Below are 14670 nucleotides of genomic sequence, written 5' to 3' on the forward strand. Positions count from 1 at the left end.
CAATACAATTTATTGGACACATTTCACCTGTCTCCGGTACCCAAAACGATGCCAATACAATCTATTGGACACATTTCCACTTCAATCAACTTGTTCTTTATATTAAAACCAAGAACTTAGAGTGAAAACTACACTATCATCAACACTTCTATTTTATCCCAGCAGTCTGGTCATTGGTGGTTATGAAGTATTTGTTCAGCACGATGTAAATAATGAAAATCGGGATAATCGACACGATTGCACCTGCCATGATGACATCCCAGGCGGTTGCGTTCCTGAATGTTTTTGCAAGAGCATTCAATCCCTGAGTGAGCATATATTTATCCGGGCTGGAAATGAACAGAAGCGGCTTCATAAATTCATTCCAAACACCCATGAAAACAAATACTGCCTGAGTTGCAACAGCAGCCTTCGCGTTTGGCAGGACAATTCTGAAGAAAGTCCCGATTTTCGTAAGCCCGTCCATTGTTGCGGCTTCTTCAACATCCCTTGGGAAATTGATAAAGAACTGCCTCATCATGAAGATGTACGCAATATTGAACATCATCGTGAGGACAATTGAAGCATGGGTGTCGACAAGCCCCAGATTCGTAATGACAATATAGAGAGGAATCATCGTTACCTGGGCAGGGACCATGATCAAAGCAAGCAGGAAACTAAACAGAAGCTTGCGTCCTTTAAAATCGATCCGAGCCAGCGCATATCCTGCCATTGTATTTACGACAAGATTTATTAAAGTTGTGACAAGGGCAACAATCAGTGAGTTCATGACCCATGTTGGAAGCTGGGAATCAAACACTTTTTGATAACCGCTCGTACTCCATTCCTGCGGGAGGAATGTCCCGCCCCCAGCAATTTCAGCGGTCGTCTTAAAGGAAGTCAGGATACTCCAGGCAAATGGGACTAACGTTAATAAGCAATAAAATATTAACAGAGTGTATACTATAGCTTTCAATTTAGTATTTTTCTTTACCATCATCCATTCACCTCATCTGCTTTTAATATTTTATTGACAGTGTAAGTTACAAGGAAGATGATGGTTCCCAATACGAATGCCAAGGCAGTTGCACGGCCCATATCATTGCTATTGAACGCCAGTTGATAAATATAAAGCGAGAACGTCAGCGTGGAATTCTGCGGCCCGCCGGTTCCATTCGATAAAATAAAGGCTTGGTCAAAAATTTGAAAACAGCCCACAATTCCCATTGTTAAAACATAAAATGTAATAGGCGCGATTTGAGGGATGGTGACATGACGGAACTTTTGGAAAGAAGAAGCACCGTCCAGAGAAGCTGCTTCATATAAGCTTTCCGGGATGTCCTGCAAACCTGACAGGAAGACAATCATGAAATGGGGGATCGTTGAGAAAATATTCATAATCATAATGACTGTCAGGGCAAGGCTTGGGTCTGTAATGAAGTGCATCCTTACTCCGAAAATATCATCAATTAAGTTTACAACCAAACCGTTGTTATTGAAAAGCCACATAAAAATGAGTGTCATGGCCGCGGATGACGTTAAAGTCGGGATAAACATAATCGTCAGGAAGGCTCTGCTGAATTTCACTTTCGTGTTCAAAAAGGCGGCGAGGATAAGAGCAAGGGTGGTCTGGATAGGAACCACGAATACTACATATCGGAATGTATTTTTGAACGAGGCCCAGAACTTGGGGTCCTCAAATATTTTTCTAAAGTTATCGAGTCCAATAAACGTCTTGGCACCTGACAGAATATCGACTTTAAAGAACATCAGAAAAAACGCATAGAGAATCGGAATCAGTGTAAACACAAAAATTGCAACCAATGCAGGTGCCATGAATGAATACCCCTGCACGTTATGAAGGCGCTTCTTGGCCATTTTTTTCACCTCTTATTTCAAGAGAAGTAGATAGGGGCAGGAAAACGTCCCCGCCCCCTTGGGATTACTAGTATTGCTGCGTCTGCGCTAAACTGGCGCTTCCACTTTTCTTTATTCCTTGAACTCGTTGCGCAAGGACATTGTCACACTTCCGACATGACGGTTTGTCCTTGAACTCGTTACTCTGAACTCTTACTGCTGTCTAGCAATTTCGTCGTTTGCTTCTTTTTCTGCGTCTTTCATTGCTTGTTCAACGGATTTGTCACCGTTGAGTGCGGCAAGGAACTGGTTGTCAAACGACTGGGAAATAACAGGCAGGGTTACGCCGGAAGACCAAACCGTACCATATTCAGCGCCATCAACATGCGGCTTCAGGACTGGATCTTCGGTTACTTTCATTTCTTCGGCAACCGATGCGCGTGAAGGCAATGTACCAGAGCCTTCGCTCCATTGCTTCAGTCCATCGCCAGTCATGTAATTGATAAATTCAACAGCGCCTTCTTTATTGTCTGTATCCTTTGAGATCGCATAGCCAACTGTAAAGGTCATCGTCTGCTGTTTGCCGTTTATTGTCGGAGCTGGCAGGACTTCATATTTTACGTCACTGTAGTCCGCTTTTAGGGCACTCAGCACCCAGTTTCCTTCGATCATGAAGACTGTTTTGTTCGTTCCAAATGCTGCTCCTGCCCAGTCAACGCCCAAATCATTTTTTGGATGGGCAAGATAGCCTTCTTTTTGTCCATCAACAAGGGATTGCAGATACTTAAGAGCTTCCGGATTTGAAGTGAAGTCTGCATTTCCATCTTCTTTAACAGGATTCAGGCCAGCTGCAAGCAATGAGCTCAAATGGCGTGCCAGTGTGTTATCGACGACCATGGCTGCCTGCCCTTTATCCAATTTGGCCTGGACTTGTTTCGAGAAAGCAAGGAGGCCTTCCCAATCTGAAGGAATATCTTCTACGTTAAAGCCCGTTTTTGTTAATAGATCTGTATTTACATAGAGTGCAAGTGTTGAATAATCTTTTGGCACAGCATACAATTTGCCCTCATCATCTTTGAAAGCATCAAGTTGAGGTGTATAGAAATCATCCTGGTTTTTAATATCACCTGAAATATCAGTCAGGACGCCAGACTTAATGAAGCGAGGTGCGGCATATGCTTCCATATAAAATACATCTGGAGCATTTTTGGCTGCGAATCTTGATGTAATGGTATCAAGGAAATTATCCTGAATCACTTCTACCTTTACATCCTTGCCTGATGATTCTTCAAAGCTTTTGATTGTTGCTTCAAGTGCATTTGTTTCGGCTGGAGAAGAGCCCCATACAGCAAGAGTAATTTCATCTTTCTTTGATGAACCCGATGAATTTTCACCTGATGAACTGCAGGCAGCAAGGCCAACCATCAGGGATGTTGCAAGAGCAAAAGCAGCAAACTTTTTCATTTAGATACCCCCATATATTTTTTATTTACCCGCGTACGCAATCGCTGTTTCGCCGGTAAATGTGTAGCTTTTTCCAAAAACCTCAATCTCTACAGTGGAATCATTCTCATACTTGATGTGTAACGACTCTTGATCGATGTGAACATGGAGCGGGCTTCCTTGCCAGTGAATGGTAAAGTTTAACTCGTTCCATTGCTTTGGAAGGCGCGGGTTGATGCGAAGCTTGCCATCTAGCATCCTCACTCCACCGAAGCCAAGGACAACCGCCTGCCAAATGCCGCCCATGGAGGCTGCATGGACACCTGCGTCAGATGTATGCATAGCCGGGCCAAGGTCGATTTCTGCCGCACGCCTGAAAAGGGAATAGGCCATGTCTGTATCACCAAGGTCGTTTGCAAGAATGGCATGGGTTGACAAGCTTAATGATGAATCATGCAGTGTCTTTGGCTCATAGTAATTGAAATTGGCTTGCTTGACTTCCTGGCTGAACCTGTTTTCAAGAAGCAGGAACAAAATCATGGTATCGGCCTGCTTGGATACCTGGATTTCATTTACTTGTTCAAGGTTGTAGTCGAGGAAAAGGCTTCCAACCTTGGTTTGATTTTTGTATTTTTCTAGATTGATTTTTTTCTTGTTTAAATATGTGTCATCCTGAGGAATGACCAAATCCTCTTCTCTAGGCTGCGGCAGGTAAATCTTTTCTACCTTGTCCTTCCAAAGGAGATAGGAATCGGCCAAGTTTAACCGTCCTTGCAGCCCTTCCAAAATGCCAGGGTTGGTTTTCTTCAGTTCTTCATAATAGTTTATTGCAAGCTCGATATTGAAGTGGGCCATATGATTTGTAAATGCATTATTGTCAACATGCTCTTTGTACTCGTCCGGCCCGACAACATTGTTGATATGGTACTCCTGCTTTTCTTCGTTCCATTCAAGCCGGCTCGCCCAGAATCTCGCTGTGTCAAAAATCATTTCATAGCCATAGTTGTCCATGAAATCCTGGTCATGGCTAATTTTGTAGTATTGCCATACAGCATAGGCGATGTCTGACGTAATATGCTGCTCAATGAAACCGGACCAAATTTTCGTTTGCTCACCGGTAACGATATCAACAGCCCCCCATATAGGAGTTACCTCTCCATCCGTCGGCCATGCTGCTTCCCAGGGATACATTGCACCTTCATAGCCGTTTTCAAGTGCTTTCTTCCTTGCTCCTGCAAGCCCATGATAGCGGTATTTCAAGAGTGATTTTGCTACTTCCGGGTTCGAGTAGATGAAGAACGGAAGAATGAACACTTCTGTGTCCCAGAATGAGTGGCCTTTATAGCCCTCGCCGCTCAACGCCTTGGCACCGATACCCATTCGTTCATCGTGGGCAGGTGTCATGATTGTCAGGTGATAGAGTGCAAATCTCAGAGCAAGTATGTCGTAGGGCTCGTCACTTTTTAGGGTGAAATTGTATTTTTTCCAAACCTTTTCTTCCCATGCAGCTTTGCTGTCCAAAAATAAAAATTCATAGCCTTTTGCGTATGCGGCTTGCAAGTTTGCTAGGGACCTTTCCCTCAATTCGGCAAGGCTATAGCTGTCACTGGAGGATGAAAAATCCTTGTCACGGCTCGTATGTACCGTCGATAGCTTTTCAAGTGAGAGACAATCGTTTGGCTGGAGTTCTGCTTTAAATTGCAGCCATACCTTCCGGCGATCCATCACCATCAACGGTTCATTTTTTACTTCATTACCGTTTACGCTAAGTTTGTGTACTGTGTTTACCACCACATCAATTTTTGTTTCTGTCGTCGTCTGGATGGATTGAACAAATTTCTTGTCAAAAATCCTTTTTTCACCTTCATGAAAATGCTGCGAACCTGAATTTGTCATTTGTGCATTGACTCCGGAATCGATAACAATTGAGACGGGATCAGTCAAAGCTTCAATTTCAATCTTCTTACCAATAAGATGAAGATTATCGAGTGATACAAATCTCCTAAACTGGAAACGAAGCTGTTTTCCTTTTGGCGAAGTCCATATGAAGCTTCTTGTCAGTTCAGCTGTTTTTAAATTAAGCTGCTTGACATATTCTTTTGTTTCGCCGAATTCAAGACTGAAGCGCTGGCCGTCAACCCGAATGTCCAATCTTGTTACATCCGCAATGTTCGGCAGTTCGGTCACTTCATATTCATCAAACTTGTTGAAGGTTCCTGCAATAAACAGGTTTCTCGTTTCCTGGAGATAAGGTTCTTCCATGGATGAGCGTAAGCCCATGTATCCGTTGCCTAGATACATAATAGATTCGCTTTTTCCTAGAGTATCAGTGGAAAATCCAACATCAGAGACAATCCAGTTCTGATATTCTCCTGTTCCTAAGTTATACTTCATCATGTTGTTAAACCCTTCCCTTTCCAAAAACGTTTTAGACCAGTGGCAAAAAAGGTGGTTAGTACGCAACACGACACGGCACATTTTTGTCAGCGTTTACACTAAAACGTTTTAGTTTCTTCTTAAAAAATAAAAGCTACTCTACATGGCTAGTATTGTTTTCTTTTAGAATAAGGAATTATGATTCCAGCCACATGATTATTTACTTAACGAAAACGTTTTAGATACGCTCACAAGTTAAGTATATTTTCAGAAATTAAGAATGTCAACTTTTTAAATCTAAAGTGTATATACAAGTTGGAATTATGCAAAAAGTTCAAGCCTTTTAAGTCCGTCCATCTTTAACACATTCTTCTTAAAAACAAGAAAGGAGCATCGCTCATGCAGCGATGCCCTGTAGGTAAAGGAGTGTTTTTTTTCTAAAAAAGAACTGAGTCCTTTATTTTTGCTTGCCGTACTTAAGCTTCATTGCTTCAGCCATGAGTTCTGGGAAGTCGGTATTTTCAAGCAAGCCACGGAACAGGTCAGCACCTGGCCCGAAAGCGTATACCGGGATATCAACACCAGTGTGGTCGGTGGTTGCCCAGCCTACACGTGCACGTTCGGAGACTAGTTGGTTAATCGCGATTCCTGCATCCTTGGCAGACTGAATCTTTGCGGCTTCTGCATCAGTCACGTCTAGGCCAGTGTACTGTTTAACAACATTCTTAACATTGCTGCGGTTAGCATCAAGCTTGCTTGCCATAAAGTCGCCAGTTGCAGTTATATTTCGAAGAACTTCTACATTGGCATTGCCGACGGACATGCCGCCAGTGTCATGGTCACCAGCAATGACTACAAGAGTATTCTTGTCTTTTTTGGCAAAGGCAAGGGCCTTCTCAACTGCTTTTTCGAACGCTTCCGAATCCTTCATTGCCCAGGCGGCATCATTGTCGTGGCCGGCCCAGTCAATTTGGCTGCCTTCAACCATCAGGAAGAAGCCGTCTTTGTCTTTTTTCAGTACATCCAATGCAGATTGGGTCATTTCAGCCAGGCTCGGCTCATTTGTCTCATCACGATCCAGTTCAGGTGCGAGCGCATCGCTGGCAAACAGGCCAATCAATTTATCGGACTTGCCCACAGAACTGGCAAGTGCTGATTTATCGGATACTACATTGTACCCATCTTGTTTCGCTTCAGTTAATAAGGCGTCTGGGAAGTATCTTTTACCGCCGCCAAGAATGACGTCTACACCATTCTCAATCAGCTGCGGAGCAATTCCTGCTTCATCTGCACGAGTAGGTACGTGGGACGCGAATACAGCTGGTGTAGCGTGTGTGATTGTTGATGTGGCAACAAGCCCGGTTGCCTTTCCCTTTTCCTCAACAGTCTCAAGAATTGTTTTTAGTTCTTCGCCATCTGGCGAGGTGCTGATCATACCATTATTTGTTTTGACACCAGTTGCCATCGCGGTGCCAGCTGCCGCAGAATCGGTTACTTTTGAGTTCGCTGAGTATGTACGGTGCATTCCTACCAGGATGGAATCCATAGCGCTCTCTTCACCCTTAAACCATCGGTAATTGGTTGCGTATGACGCAGAGTAGCCGTCCGGGATCATGAAAATCACATTTTTTGCTTTTCCTTTTGGATTGTACGTACTTCCGGCTTCGGCACTATTGCCATTAAACGATGTTCCTGCAAATGCGCCAATTGCCATTGCTGAAATTGCTGCTACAGATAATGCTTTCTTAACCGTTTTTTTCATTTACTTATCCCTCCTGGTTATGTAGTACGCATCCAGTATAGAAAGTTCGTGTGAAAAACCCGTTAATCATTGGTAAATATTCAGTAAACAGACAAAAAGAGGAGTTTCAGACTATGAGTATAGCCTTTCTTAGTTCGTTAGACTTATTCCTGATGGTATCGACCCATTTTTCCAAATAATAAGAACATATACGTGAAAATTACGGGTAAAGAGGAAATGAATCAAGATTAGGAGGTATGACATGAAGGCCGTTACATTTCAAGGTGCAAAAGATATTCAAGTAAAGAATGTAGATGATCCAAGGATTGAAAAGCCGGATGATATTATTGTCCGGATTACATCGACAGCAATCTGTGGGTCGGATTTGCATATTTATGTAGGTGCATTGCCGACTCATCCTGGCTATGTGATTGGCCATGAGCCAATGGGAATTGTCGAGGAGGTTGGGCCTGAGGTCACGAAGGTGAAGAAGGGCGACCGGGTTATCATTCCGTTCAACATTTCCTGCGGCGATTGTTTTTTCTGCCAGCACGATATGGAGAGCCAGTGCGATAATTCGAATCCGAACCCGCTCCTGGATTCGGCAGCTTATTTCGGTTTTACAGAACGGTATGGGAATTACCCGGGCGGACAAGCTGAATATTTGCGCGTGCCGTACGGGAATTTCATGCCATTCGTAATTCCTGAATCGTGTGAGCTTGAGGATGATGCTCTTCTGTTCATGTCGGATGTGCTGCCAACTGCATGGTGGAGCGTTGAGAATGCCGGGGTGAAAAAGGGTGATACCGTTATTGTCCTTGGCTGCGGCCCCATCGGTTTGATGGCGCAAAAATTCGCCTGGATGCACGGTGCAGAGCGTGTCATCGCGGTGGACAATGTACCATACCGCTTAATGAAGGCAAAAACGATGAACAATGTTGAAATTTACAATTTTGATGACCATGACGGTGAAATTGAAGCTGGGAAGTTCCTGCGTGAGCTGACAAATGGCGGTGCACAGGTTGTTATTGACTGCGTCGGGATGGACGGAAAGAAATCACCGATCGAAAAAGTTCAGCAAAAACTGAAGCTCCAGGGTGGTACGCTTGGCCCAATCCAAATTGCTATGAACGCGGTCCAGAAGTTTGGAACAATCCAGGTGACTGGCGCTTATGGTGCACTGTATAACGCATTCCCGCTAGGGCATATTTGGGAAAGGAACCTTACCGTTAAAACTGGACAGGCACCGGTCATCCATTATATGCCGATGCTGTTTGATAAAATTACGAATGGCGAATTTGACCCGACTGAAATCATCACTCACAAGGTTCCGCTTGACGATGCCGCCAAGGCGTACCAAATTTTCCATGACCATGAAGATGAGGTCGTCAAGGTTATCCTGAAACCTTAATTCTCTTAAAGAAAGAGGCTGTCCTAAATGAAAACTTGGGACAGCCCTTTTTAATGGTTCATACCTGCTGATTTGCGATCGGCTAGTAGGCTCCCCTTAAAAAAAACTCATTTGTACCAGTTTGAACCTCTCGAGTGCCCAAAACGTTGCCAATACACGTTATTGGTGCCATTTTGAACGTCTGCAAAGCCTAAAACGTTATCAATACAGGTTATTGGTTACATTTTAGACCTCTCCAAAGCTTGAAACGTTACCAATACACATTATTGGTTACATTTTGAACGTTCCTAGAGCTCGAAACGTTATCAATAGTTCTTAGTCCATCAGTCAACAACGTATAACAGCGCGATTTTCCATATACATACGTTTTCAACTTAACCTCCAATTCGGACTTCCGCCTTTCCGCCAGCATCGGGCTTTATCACTATCTACCTGGCTGTGGAGCAACCGCCGAGGAAATACTTGAACTTGCCGACAAGGAAATGTACAAGGAAAAATCGGCGCTGAGGCCGGTGGGGAATGCATAAAAGAGGCTATTCCCAGTCGTTGGAATAGCCTTCTATGACGGCTTGTCTGTGCTCGAAATGGTGCCAGCAGCCTATTGATGACATTTCGCTTGCTCTTTGTACCCGAAACGGTGCCAATACACCTTATTGGTGACATTTCACCTGGACTGGAGGTTTTGAATCGTTTCTTTTTTATAATTCCTGCTTAACTCATGGGCTGTTTTGTACAGAGGATTCTTTTTTCCATTGGTTAGGTCTTCGACGAATCTGATTTTAACGGTTTCCTTCATTTCCTCCCATAGCTGGTTGCCTTGCTGAATTATTCCCTTAACAGGTTTCTCGGCTTTTTCTATAGAAACTGAAAAGTTTTTAGTCCAGTGCTTTTGGTCAGTAAGTATAACAGCTGAAGTAAACTTTCGCTTTTTAATTAATCTTAATGCATCTATTACAGCTATGTATTCACAGGTTACTGATTTTTCATTTTTAACATTATGAACATTTGACTTGCCTGTAACCTTCTCCCAGTTTTCCACAAGAACAATTCCTGTTCCAGCCTTTGGTCTGGTATAGGAGCCATCAACGATTAACACTGGTGTTTCTTTAGGAACGTTCATGGTAAGCAGGCCTAAAAGGGCTTTTAGAGGTTCTTCTATTTCATGCTTTTGCAGCGTGTCGCCTACCCTGAAGTGATCCAATATGTCCTGTATATGAAAAAAGTCCTTTTTACCGACTGTTACATACGGCATCCCTTTGTTTTTTAGAGAATTCAGATGTACCGTGCTTATCCTTAATGTTGAATGAGCGATTGCCTCTGTTACATACTCTCCAAGCGTCCTGCCTTTTTCATCAAGAAAGCCACTTTCAAGCCGTTCTTGCTCATAGGACTCTAACCACTTCATTATCTCGCTTTCAAGAAAACGATATTGCTCGCCAAGAGAGTAATAAGGTAGCCCGGTTTTTATGTAGGATTCTAGTTGGGCATTTGTAATATTTAATTTATCTTGAAGTTCTTTTTTCAAAAGTAAAACTTCTGGAGCCGACATTTTGTCACCTGCGTTCTTATGTATAGCTTTCCATCTTCTCCCTTAATTTAAGGTGGTGTATAATGGAAAAGGAATCTTCTCTATTATCCTCTTTTTTACCCCTCGATACTATCATTTTTCCATTCTTATCAAAAATAAATAAAGGATGTGGCGTATGCTTTACAAAGCCCGAACTAAATCTGAGGAACATCTTATCCTTGAACATCTGGACAGACGTATGAACTTATCGGAATCCGACAAACAGCGGCTGTACAGATTAAACAAGGGATACGAGGGAGAAATCCAATTTGAAAAACTGACATCCGGACTCCAAGCACAATGTATCGTTTTGAGTGACTTAAACTTCAAAGTTAATAACTCCGACCTTCAAGTCGATTCCACCATCTTGTTTGGAAAAACTATCAAACCTTTTGAAGTGAAAAATCTTGAAGGCGACTATTACTTAAACGATGACAAGTTTTTCATGAGGAATGGAACAGAGAAAAATAATCCGCTGCTGCAAACGAAACGAATTGAGAGCCTATACCGCCAATTATTCAAAGAGATCGGATGCCACTTACCCATTGACGCCTCCACCGTGTTCGTTAACCCCGCGTTCACCATGTACAACGCCCCACTCGACCAGCCAATCATTTACCCAACCCAGCTTAAGCGATTGACCGATCAATTAAACAACATTCCTTCAACCTTAACTCAGTATCATTGGAACCTTGCTGACAAGTTGATCTCATTAAACAAGGTAAAATCTGAATATACAAAACTTCCTGAGTATCAATTCGGCAATCTTAGAAAGGGCCCCACCTGTTGCAATTGTCACTCGTTTGACATCGGGGTTTATGGGCATAAGCTAGTTTGTTTACAATGCGAACAAACGGAAGAAGTGGCAGAGGCTATCATGAGGAATGTTCAAGAGGTGAAGTTATTGTTTCCAGATGAAAATATCTCAACACAACTTATCCATAAATGGTGCCTAATCATACCTGAAAATAGAATAAGAAGAGTTTTAGAAAAAAACTTTACACTAACCTGGAATAGTAGATGGTCCTACTATAGTTAATTGCTAACCAAAGATTTTCCAGATTTTCATTGGTTACATTTTAGTCGCTTTTGTCTCTCAAAATGTAACCAATACGATCTATTGGTTACATTTCTCCAATAAAAATAGATTAAAATGTTACCAATAGACTTTATTGATGCTTTTCTGGAGTATTTATCACCTAAAACGTTACCAATACAATTCATGCAGCCTCCTAATCGATAACTTCCTATATTTTTTACATGAATATGCAGGAAATCACCCTAATCTGTGGAACCTTTAACACTATTAATGTATTCAAAAAGGGGCTTTTCACTATGACTTTCGACGCAATTGTAATTGGCGCGGGACTCGCGGGACTGGTGGCGACTGGGGAACTGACGGAGGCCGGCAAAAAGGTGCTGCTCTTGGATCAGGAGCCGGAAGCGTCACTCGGCGGACAAGCGTGGTGGTCTTTTGGCGGCTTGTTCCTTGTCAACTCGCCCGAACAACGGCGGCTTGGCATCAAGGATTCAAAGGAACTCGCGATGCAGGACTGGTTTGGGACAGCAGGATTTGACAGGGAAGAAGACTATTGGGGGCGTCAGTGGGCAGAAGCATATGTAAACTGGGCAGCCACAGGAAAACGGGAATGGCTCTACAACATGGGCATACGATTCTTCCCAGTCGTTGGCTGGGCCGAGCGAGGGGGCTATCTGGCCGAGGGACACGGCAACTCAGTGCCAAGGTTCCACATCGTCTGGGGAACCGGACCGGGTATCGTGAAACCGTTCGAGAAAAAACTGCGCAATGCCATCTCAAAAGGGCTAGTCGATTACCGGCCGCGCCACCGCGTTTCAGAGCTGTTCACCCAAAGCGGATCTGTCACTGGCGTCAAAGGCGAAATCCTTGTTCCGAGTGATGCCAAACGAGGTGAATCAAGTTCCCGGGAAGCAATCGGCAGCTTCGAATTCACAGCACCGGCAGTACTCGTCACAAGCGGCGGGATTGGCGGCAACCACGAGCTTATCAGAAGAAACTGGCCGACTCGGCTTGGGTCTCCGCCGAAAAGGATGATTTCCGGTGTCCCAGAGCACGTTGACGGCCGGATGCTCCAAATCGCCGAACAGGCAGGCGGCCGAATCGTTAACCGTGACCGGATGTGGCATTACACCGAAGGCATCAAAAACTGGGATCCCATCTGGCCGAACCATGGCATCCGGATTCTTCCGGGGCCGTCGTCGATTTGGCTTGATGCAAGAGGTAGGCGTTTTCCGGCACCGAACTTCCCCGGTTTTGACACGCTCGGCACGCTCGAAACAATTATGAAAACCGGCTACGACTACTCGTGGTTTATCCTGACTCAAACAATCATTGAAAAAGAATTCGCGCTCTCTGGCTCGGAGCAGAATCCTGATTTAACCGGAAAAGACATCCGCCAGGTGCTGTCACGTATTCTCCCTGGCCCGGCCGCACCAGTCAAGGCGTTCATGGACAAAGGTGAAGACTTCATCATTGCCGACAACCTCCCTGACCTTGTCGCCGGCATGAACAAACTGACCGGTGAAAACCTGATCGACTTTCACGAAATCGAAAGTCAGCTCATCGCGCGCGACCGCGAAATGGACAATACTTTTACAAAAGACCTGCAAATCACAGCGTTAAGAGGCGCACGAAATTACATAGGAGATAAACTAATTCGCGTCGCGAAACCCCATAAACTGCTCGATCCAAAGAACGGCCCGTTGATTGCTGTTCGCCTGAACATTGTCAGCCGCAAGACGCTCGGCGGCCTCCAGACTGACCTTGATGGCCGGGTGCTCGGCATTAACGGGAAACCTGTTAAAGGCCTGTATGCAGCAGGCGAAGTTGCTGGGTTCGGCGGTGGCGGTGTCCACGGCTACCGGGCGCTCGAAGGCACCTTCCTCGGCGGCTGCCTGTTTTCCGGGAGACAGGCTGGGCACGGGGTTATTGCCGACTTGGGTTAAAGGGGCCGACGCAAGGGGCTAAACCGTAAGATTTCAAAGAGTTCTAAATGGTGTTCCGAGAAAGAAATAAGCAGAGTTTTCCCTGCTTTTAATGAGTTTCCCAGTCTATGTGTAAATTTTCTATAGTCTCAGCGAGTTTATTATTGCCGGATATTCGGTATTGCTCTTTCCCGATGAGTGCCAATTCGTTGTCCATTATAATGTCGAAGCCTTTTATTTCTTCTACATCAGTATAGAAGGTCAACCAATACACAATTGCCGGATTTCTATCATGTGTTTTTAGTTCCATATCGACTGGTTCTTTTAACAAACGGTTTATACTATCTTCATTAGAAATAATAGCGGTTTTTCTACTAGTTACTGCGTTATCATTATATGACGTTTTGGATATTTCCACTCTTATAACAGTTTCATTATCTTTAAGTAAATTTGATACAACGTCCCCATAAGTAGTTTGTTCTATTGAAAAATAGTTGTAGGCGAAAAATGCAGCCAAGAGCGTTATAGTAATTAAAAATGTATTTCGTTTCATACAACACCTCTTTCAAAATTAACATAGTCGAGCATATTTATATGTATGCTCGATTCTATATTTTTGCAGTTGAATCTTCGAATCAATTATTGTGCCGTAAACTTATCACAGTGCCGGTATCACCTAACTTCTCTACCATTTTTCTTGCTTTTCCGTATGGAAAGTTCTCTGCCAGAATAAAAGGCGGATTTTTTGAACCTTTTAGCAATTCTGCAGTTGAAATAGTAATACCTAGTTCCCTCTTTATTCTCGCTAAATCTTTTAGGCCGCCAGGAGGAGTACGATCTATTAAAATAGTGCAATAATCAGATTGATCGCCAGCTATGTCCTCCTCTGTTAAACAACCGTTACGAATCCAACCGCTGAAGTCCCAAGTAATGAAAGATGCATTTTGAGGGTTCATGTCTCCGGAATCCACAACAAGCACTTCTGTTGTGTCATAATCTTGCAACATCAAGAAAACATTCCCACCTCCGTCATCCCCGATGGAAATATACCCAGTTGCATAATCGGCCACTTCCCAGGTTTCATTTCGTTCTACGAAATCTTCAGTACCGTAAATAGTTAATCCTCCATCAATTGAAAACCCATCTGATTGTTTTAATAGACCCTTATATATAGTTGGCAGTTTAATATCCAGCAGATTTTCCACCTCAAGAATTTTACCATCACTTGCTGGTTGGTTTTTTATTAAGTTAGGAATCTTGGATAAATCTAACATCGCTTAAGCCTCCTAGACTTGTGTAATGATATTTGAGAATCGGTTGTTGCAAAGAAGT

General features: G+C 43.6%; 11 protein-coding genes. 3 read left to right on the plus strand and 8 right to left on the minus strand.

All coding sequences use genetic code 11. From position 1 onward, the window contains the following. Window positions 1–148 precede the first annotated feature (148 nt). From A8F94_RS10990 to A8F94_RS11010, 5 genes are all read right to left on the minus strand, one after another. The gene (locus A8F94_RS10990) at window positions 149–979 is read right to left on the minus strand and encodes a carbohydrate ABC transporter permease (protein ID WP_254660831.1); all 831 of its coding nucleotides are present in this window, start codon (window positions 977–979) and stop codon (window positions 149–151) included. Continuing rightward, a complete protein-coding gene (locus tag A8F94_RS10995) occupies window positions 976–1857 on the minus strand; it encodes a carbohydrate ABC transporter permease (RefSeq protein WP_066199724.1) in 882 nt (293 codons plus the stop codon). The genes A8F94_RS10990 and A8F94_RS10995 overlap by 4 nt, the downstream gene beginning before the upstream one ends. A gap of 192 nt (window positions 1858–2049) precedes the next feature. After that, window positions 2050–3300 carry an extracellular solute-binding protein gene (locus A8F94_RS11000; RefSeq protein WP_066199727.1) on the minus strand — a complete coding sequence of 417 codons (1251 nt, stop codon included), beginning with the start codon at window positions 3298–3300 and terminating at the stop codon, window positions 2050–2052. 21 nt (window positions 3301–3321) lie between these two features. Continuing rightward, the gene (locus A8F94_RS11005) at window positions 3322–5676 is read right to left on the minus strand and encodes a glycoside hydrolase family 65 protein (RefSeq protein ID WP_066199730.1); all 2355 of its coding nucleotides are present in this window, start codon (window positions 5674–5676) and stop codon (window positions 3322–3324) included. 436 nt (window positions 5677–6112) lie between these two features. After that, the gene (locus A8F94_RS11010; protein ID WP_066199732.1) at window positions 6113–7417 is read right to left on the minus strand and encodes an alkaline phosphatase; all 1305 of its coding nucleotides are present in this window, start codon (window positions 7415–7417) and stop codon (window positions 6113–6115) included. A 241-nt stretch (window positions 7418–7658) separates the two neighbouring features. Between A8F94_RS11010 and A8F94_RS11015 the strand changes: the two genes are divergently transcribed. Then, window positions 7659–8807 (plus strand): zinc-dependent alcohol dehydrogenase, encoded by a 1149-nt coding sequence (locus A8F94_RS11015; protein WP_066199733.1) that lies wholly within the window; start codon window positions 7659–7661, stop codon window positions 8805–8807. 664 nt (window positions 8808–9471) lie between these two features. Here the strand turns inward: A8F94_RS11015 and A8F94_RS11020 are convergent. Continuing rightward, a complete protein-coding gene (locus tag A8F94_RS11020) occupies window positions 9472–10332 on the minus strand; it encodes a hypothetical protein (RefSeq protein ID WP_139070071.1) in 861 nt (286 codons plus the stop codon). Window positions 10333–10510: 178 nt separating this feature from the next. Between A8F94_RS11020 and A8F94_RS11025 the strand changes: the two genes are divergently transcribed. Together A8F94_RS11025 and A8F94_RS11030 are read left to right on the plus strand one after the other, a co-directional pair. Further along, window positions 10511–11413 (plus strand): nuclease-related domain-containing protein, encoded by a 903-nt coding sequence (locus A8F94_RS11025; RefSeq protein WP_066199737.1) that lies wholly within the window; start codon window positions 10511–10513, stop codon window positions 11411–11413. A 296-nt stretch (window positions 11414–11709) separates the two neighbouring features. Further along, window positions 11710–13359, plus strand: coding sequence for an FAD-binding dehydrogenase (locus tag A8F94_RS11030; protein WP_066199740.1), 1650 nt, complete (start codon window positions 11710–11712; stop codon window positions 13357–13359). An 88-nt stretch (window positions 13360–13447) separates the two neighbouring features. On the opposite strand, the gene A8F94_RS11035 is transcribed toward A8F94_RS11030, so the two are convergent. Then, window positions 13448–13891 (minus strand): hypothetical protein, encoded by a 444-nt coding sequence (locus tag A8F94_RS11035; protein ID WP_066199743.1) that lies wholly within the window; start codon window positions 13889–13891, stop codon window positions 13448–13450. Between the two features lie 82 nt (window positions 13892–13973). Further along, window positions 13974–14612: an SMI1/KNR4 family protein gene (locus A8F94_RS11040; protein WP_066199745.1), complete on the minus strand. Its 639-nt coding sequence runs from the start codon at window positions 14610–14612 to the stop codon at window positions 13974–13976. Between the last annotated feature and the right edge of the window lie 58 nt (window positions 14613–14670).

Origin of the sequence: Bacillus sp. FJAT-27225 (assembly GCF_001685025.1) — a bacterium.
Classification (GTDB): Bacteria; Bacillota; Bacilli; order Bacillales; family Cytobacillaceae; genus Bacillus_D.

Excerpts from the sequence above, each read along its gene's own strand:
- A8F94_RS10995 (WP_066199724.1), bottom strand. The coding sequence starts at position 1,857 with ATGGCCAAGAAGCGCCTTCATAACGTGCAGGGGTATTCATTCATGGCA.
- A8F94_RS11030 (WP_066199740.1), top strand. The coding sequence starts at position 11,710 with ATGACTTTCGACGCAATTGTAATTGGCGCGGGACTCGCGGGACTGGTG.
- A8F94_RS10990 (WP_254660831.1), bottom strand. The coding sequence starts at position 979 with ATGATGGTAAAGAAAAATACTAAATTGAAAGCTATAGTATACACTCTG.
- A8F94_RS11040 (WP_066199745.1), bottom strand. The coding sequence starts at position 14,612 with ATGTTAGATTTATCCAAGATTCCTAACTTAATAAAAAACCAACCAGCA.
- A8F94_RS11010 (WP_066199732.1), bottom strand. The coding sequence starts at position 7,417 with ATGAAAAAAACGGTTAAGAAAGCATTATCTGTAGCAGCAATTTCAGCA.
- A8F94_RS11015 (WP_066199733.1), top strand. The coding sequence starts at position 7,659 with ATGAAGGCCGTTACATTTCAAGGTGCAAAAGATATTCAAGTAAAGAAT.
- A8F94_RS11025 (WP_066199737.1), top strand. The coding sequence starts at position 10,511 with ATGCTTTACAAAGCCCGAACTAAATCTGAGGAACATCTTATCCTTGAA.
- A8F94_RS11005 (WP_066199730.1), bottom strand. The coding sequence starts at position 5,676 with ATGATGAAGTATAACTTAGGAACAGGAGAATATCAGAACTGGATTGTC.
- A8F94_RS11000 (WP_066199727.1), bottom strand. The coding sequence starts at position 3,300 with ATGAAAAAGTTTGCTGCTTTTGCTCTTGCAACATCCCTGATGGTTGGC.
- A8F94_RS11035 (WP_066199743.1), bottom strand. The coding sequence starts at position 13,891 with ATGAAACGAAATACATTTTTAATTACTATAACGCTCTTGGCTGCATTT.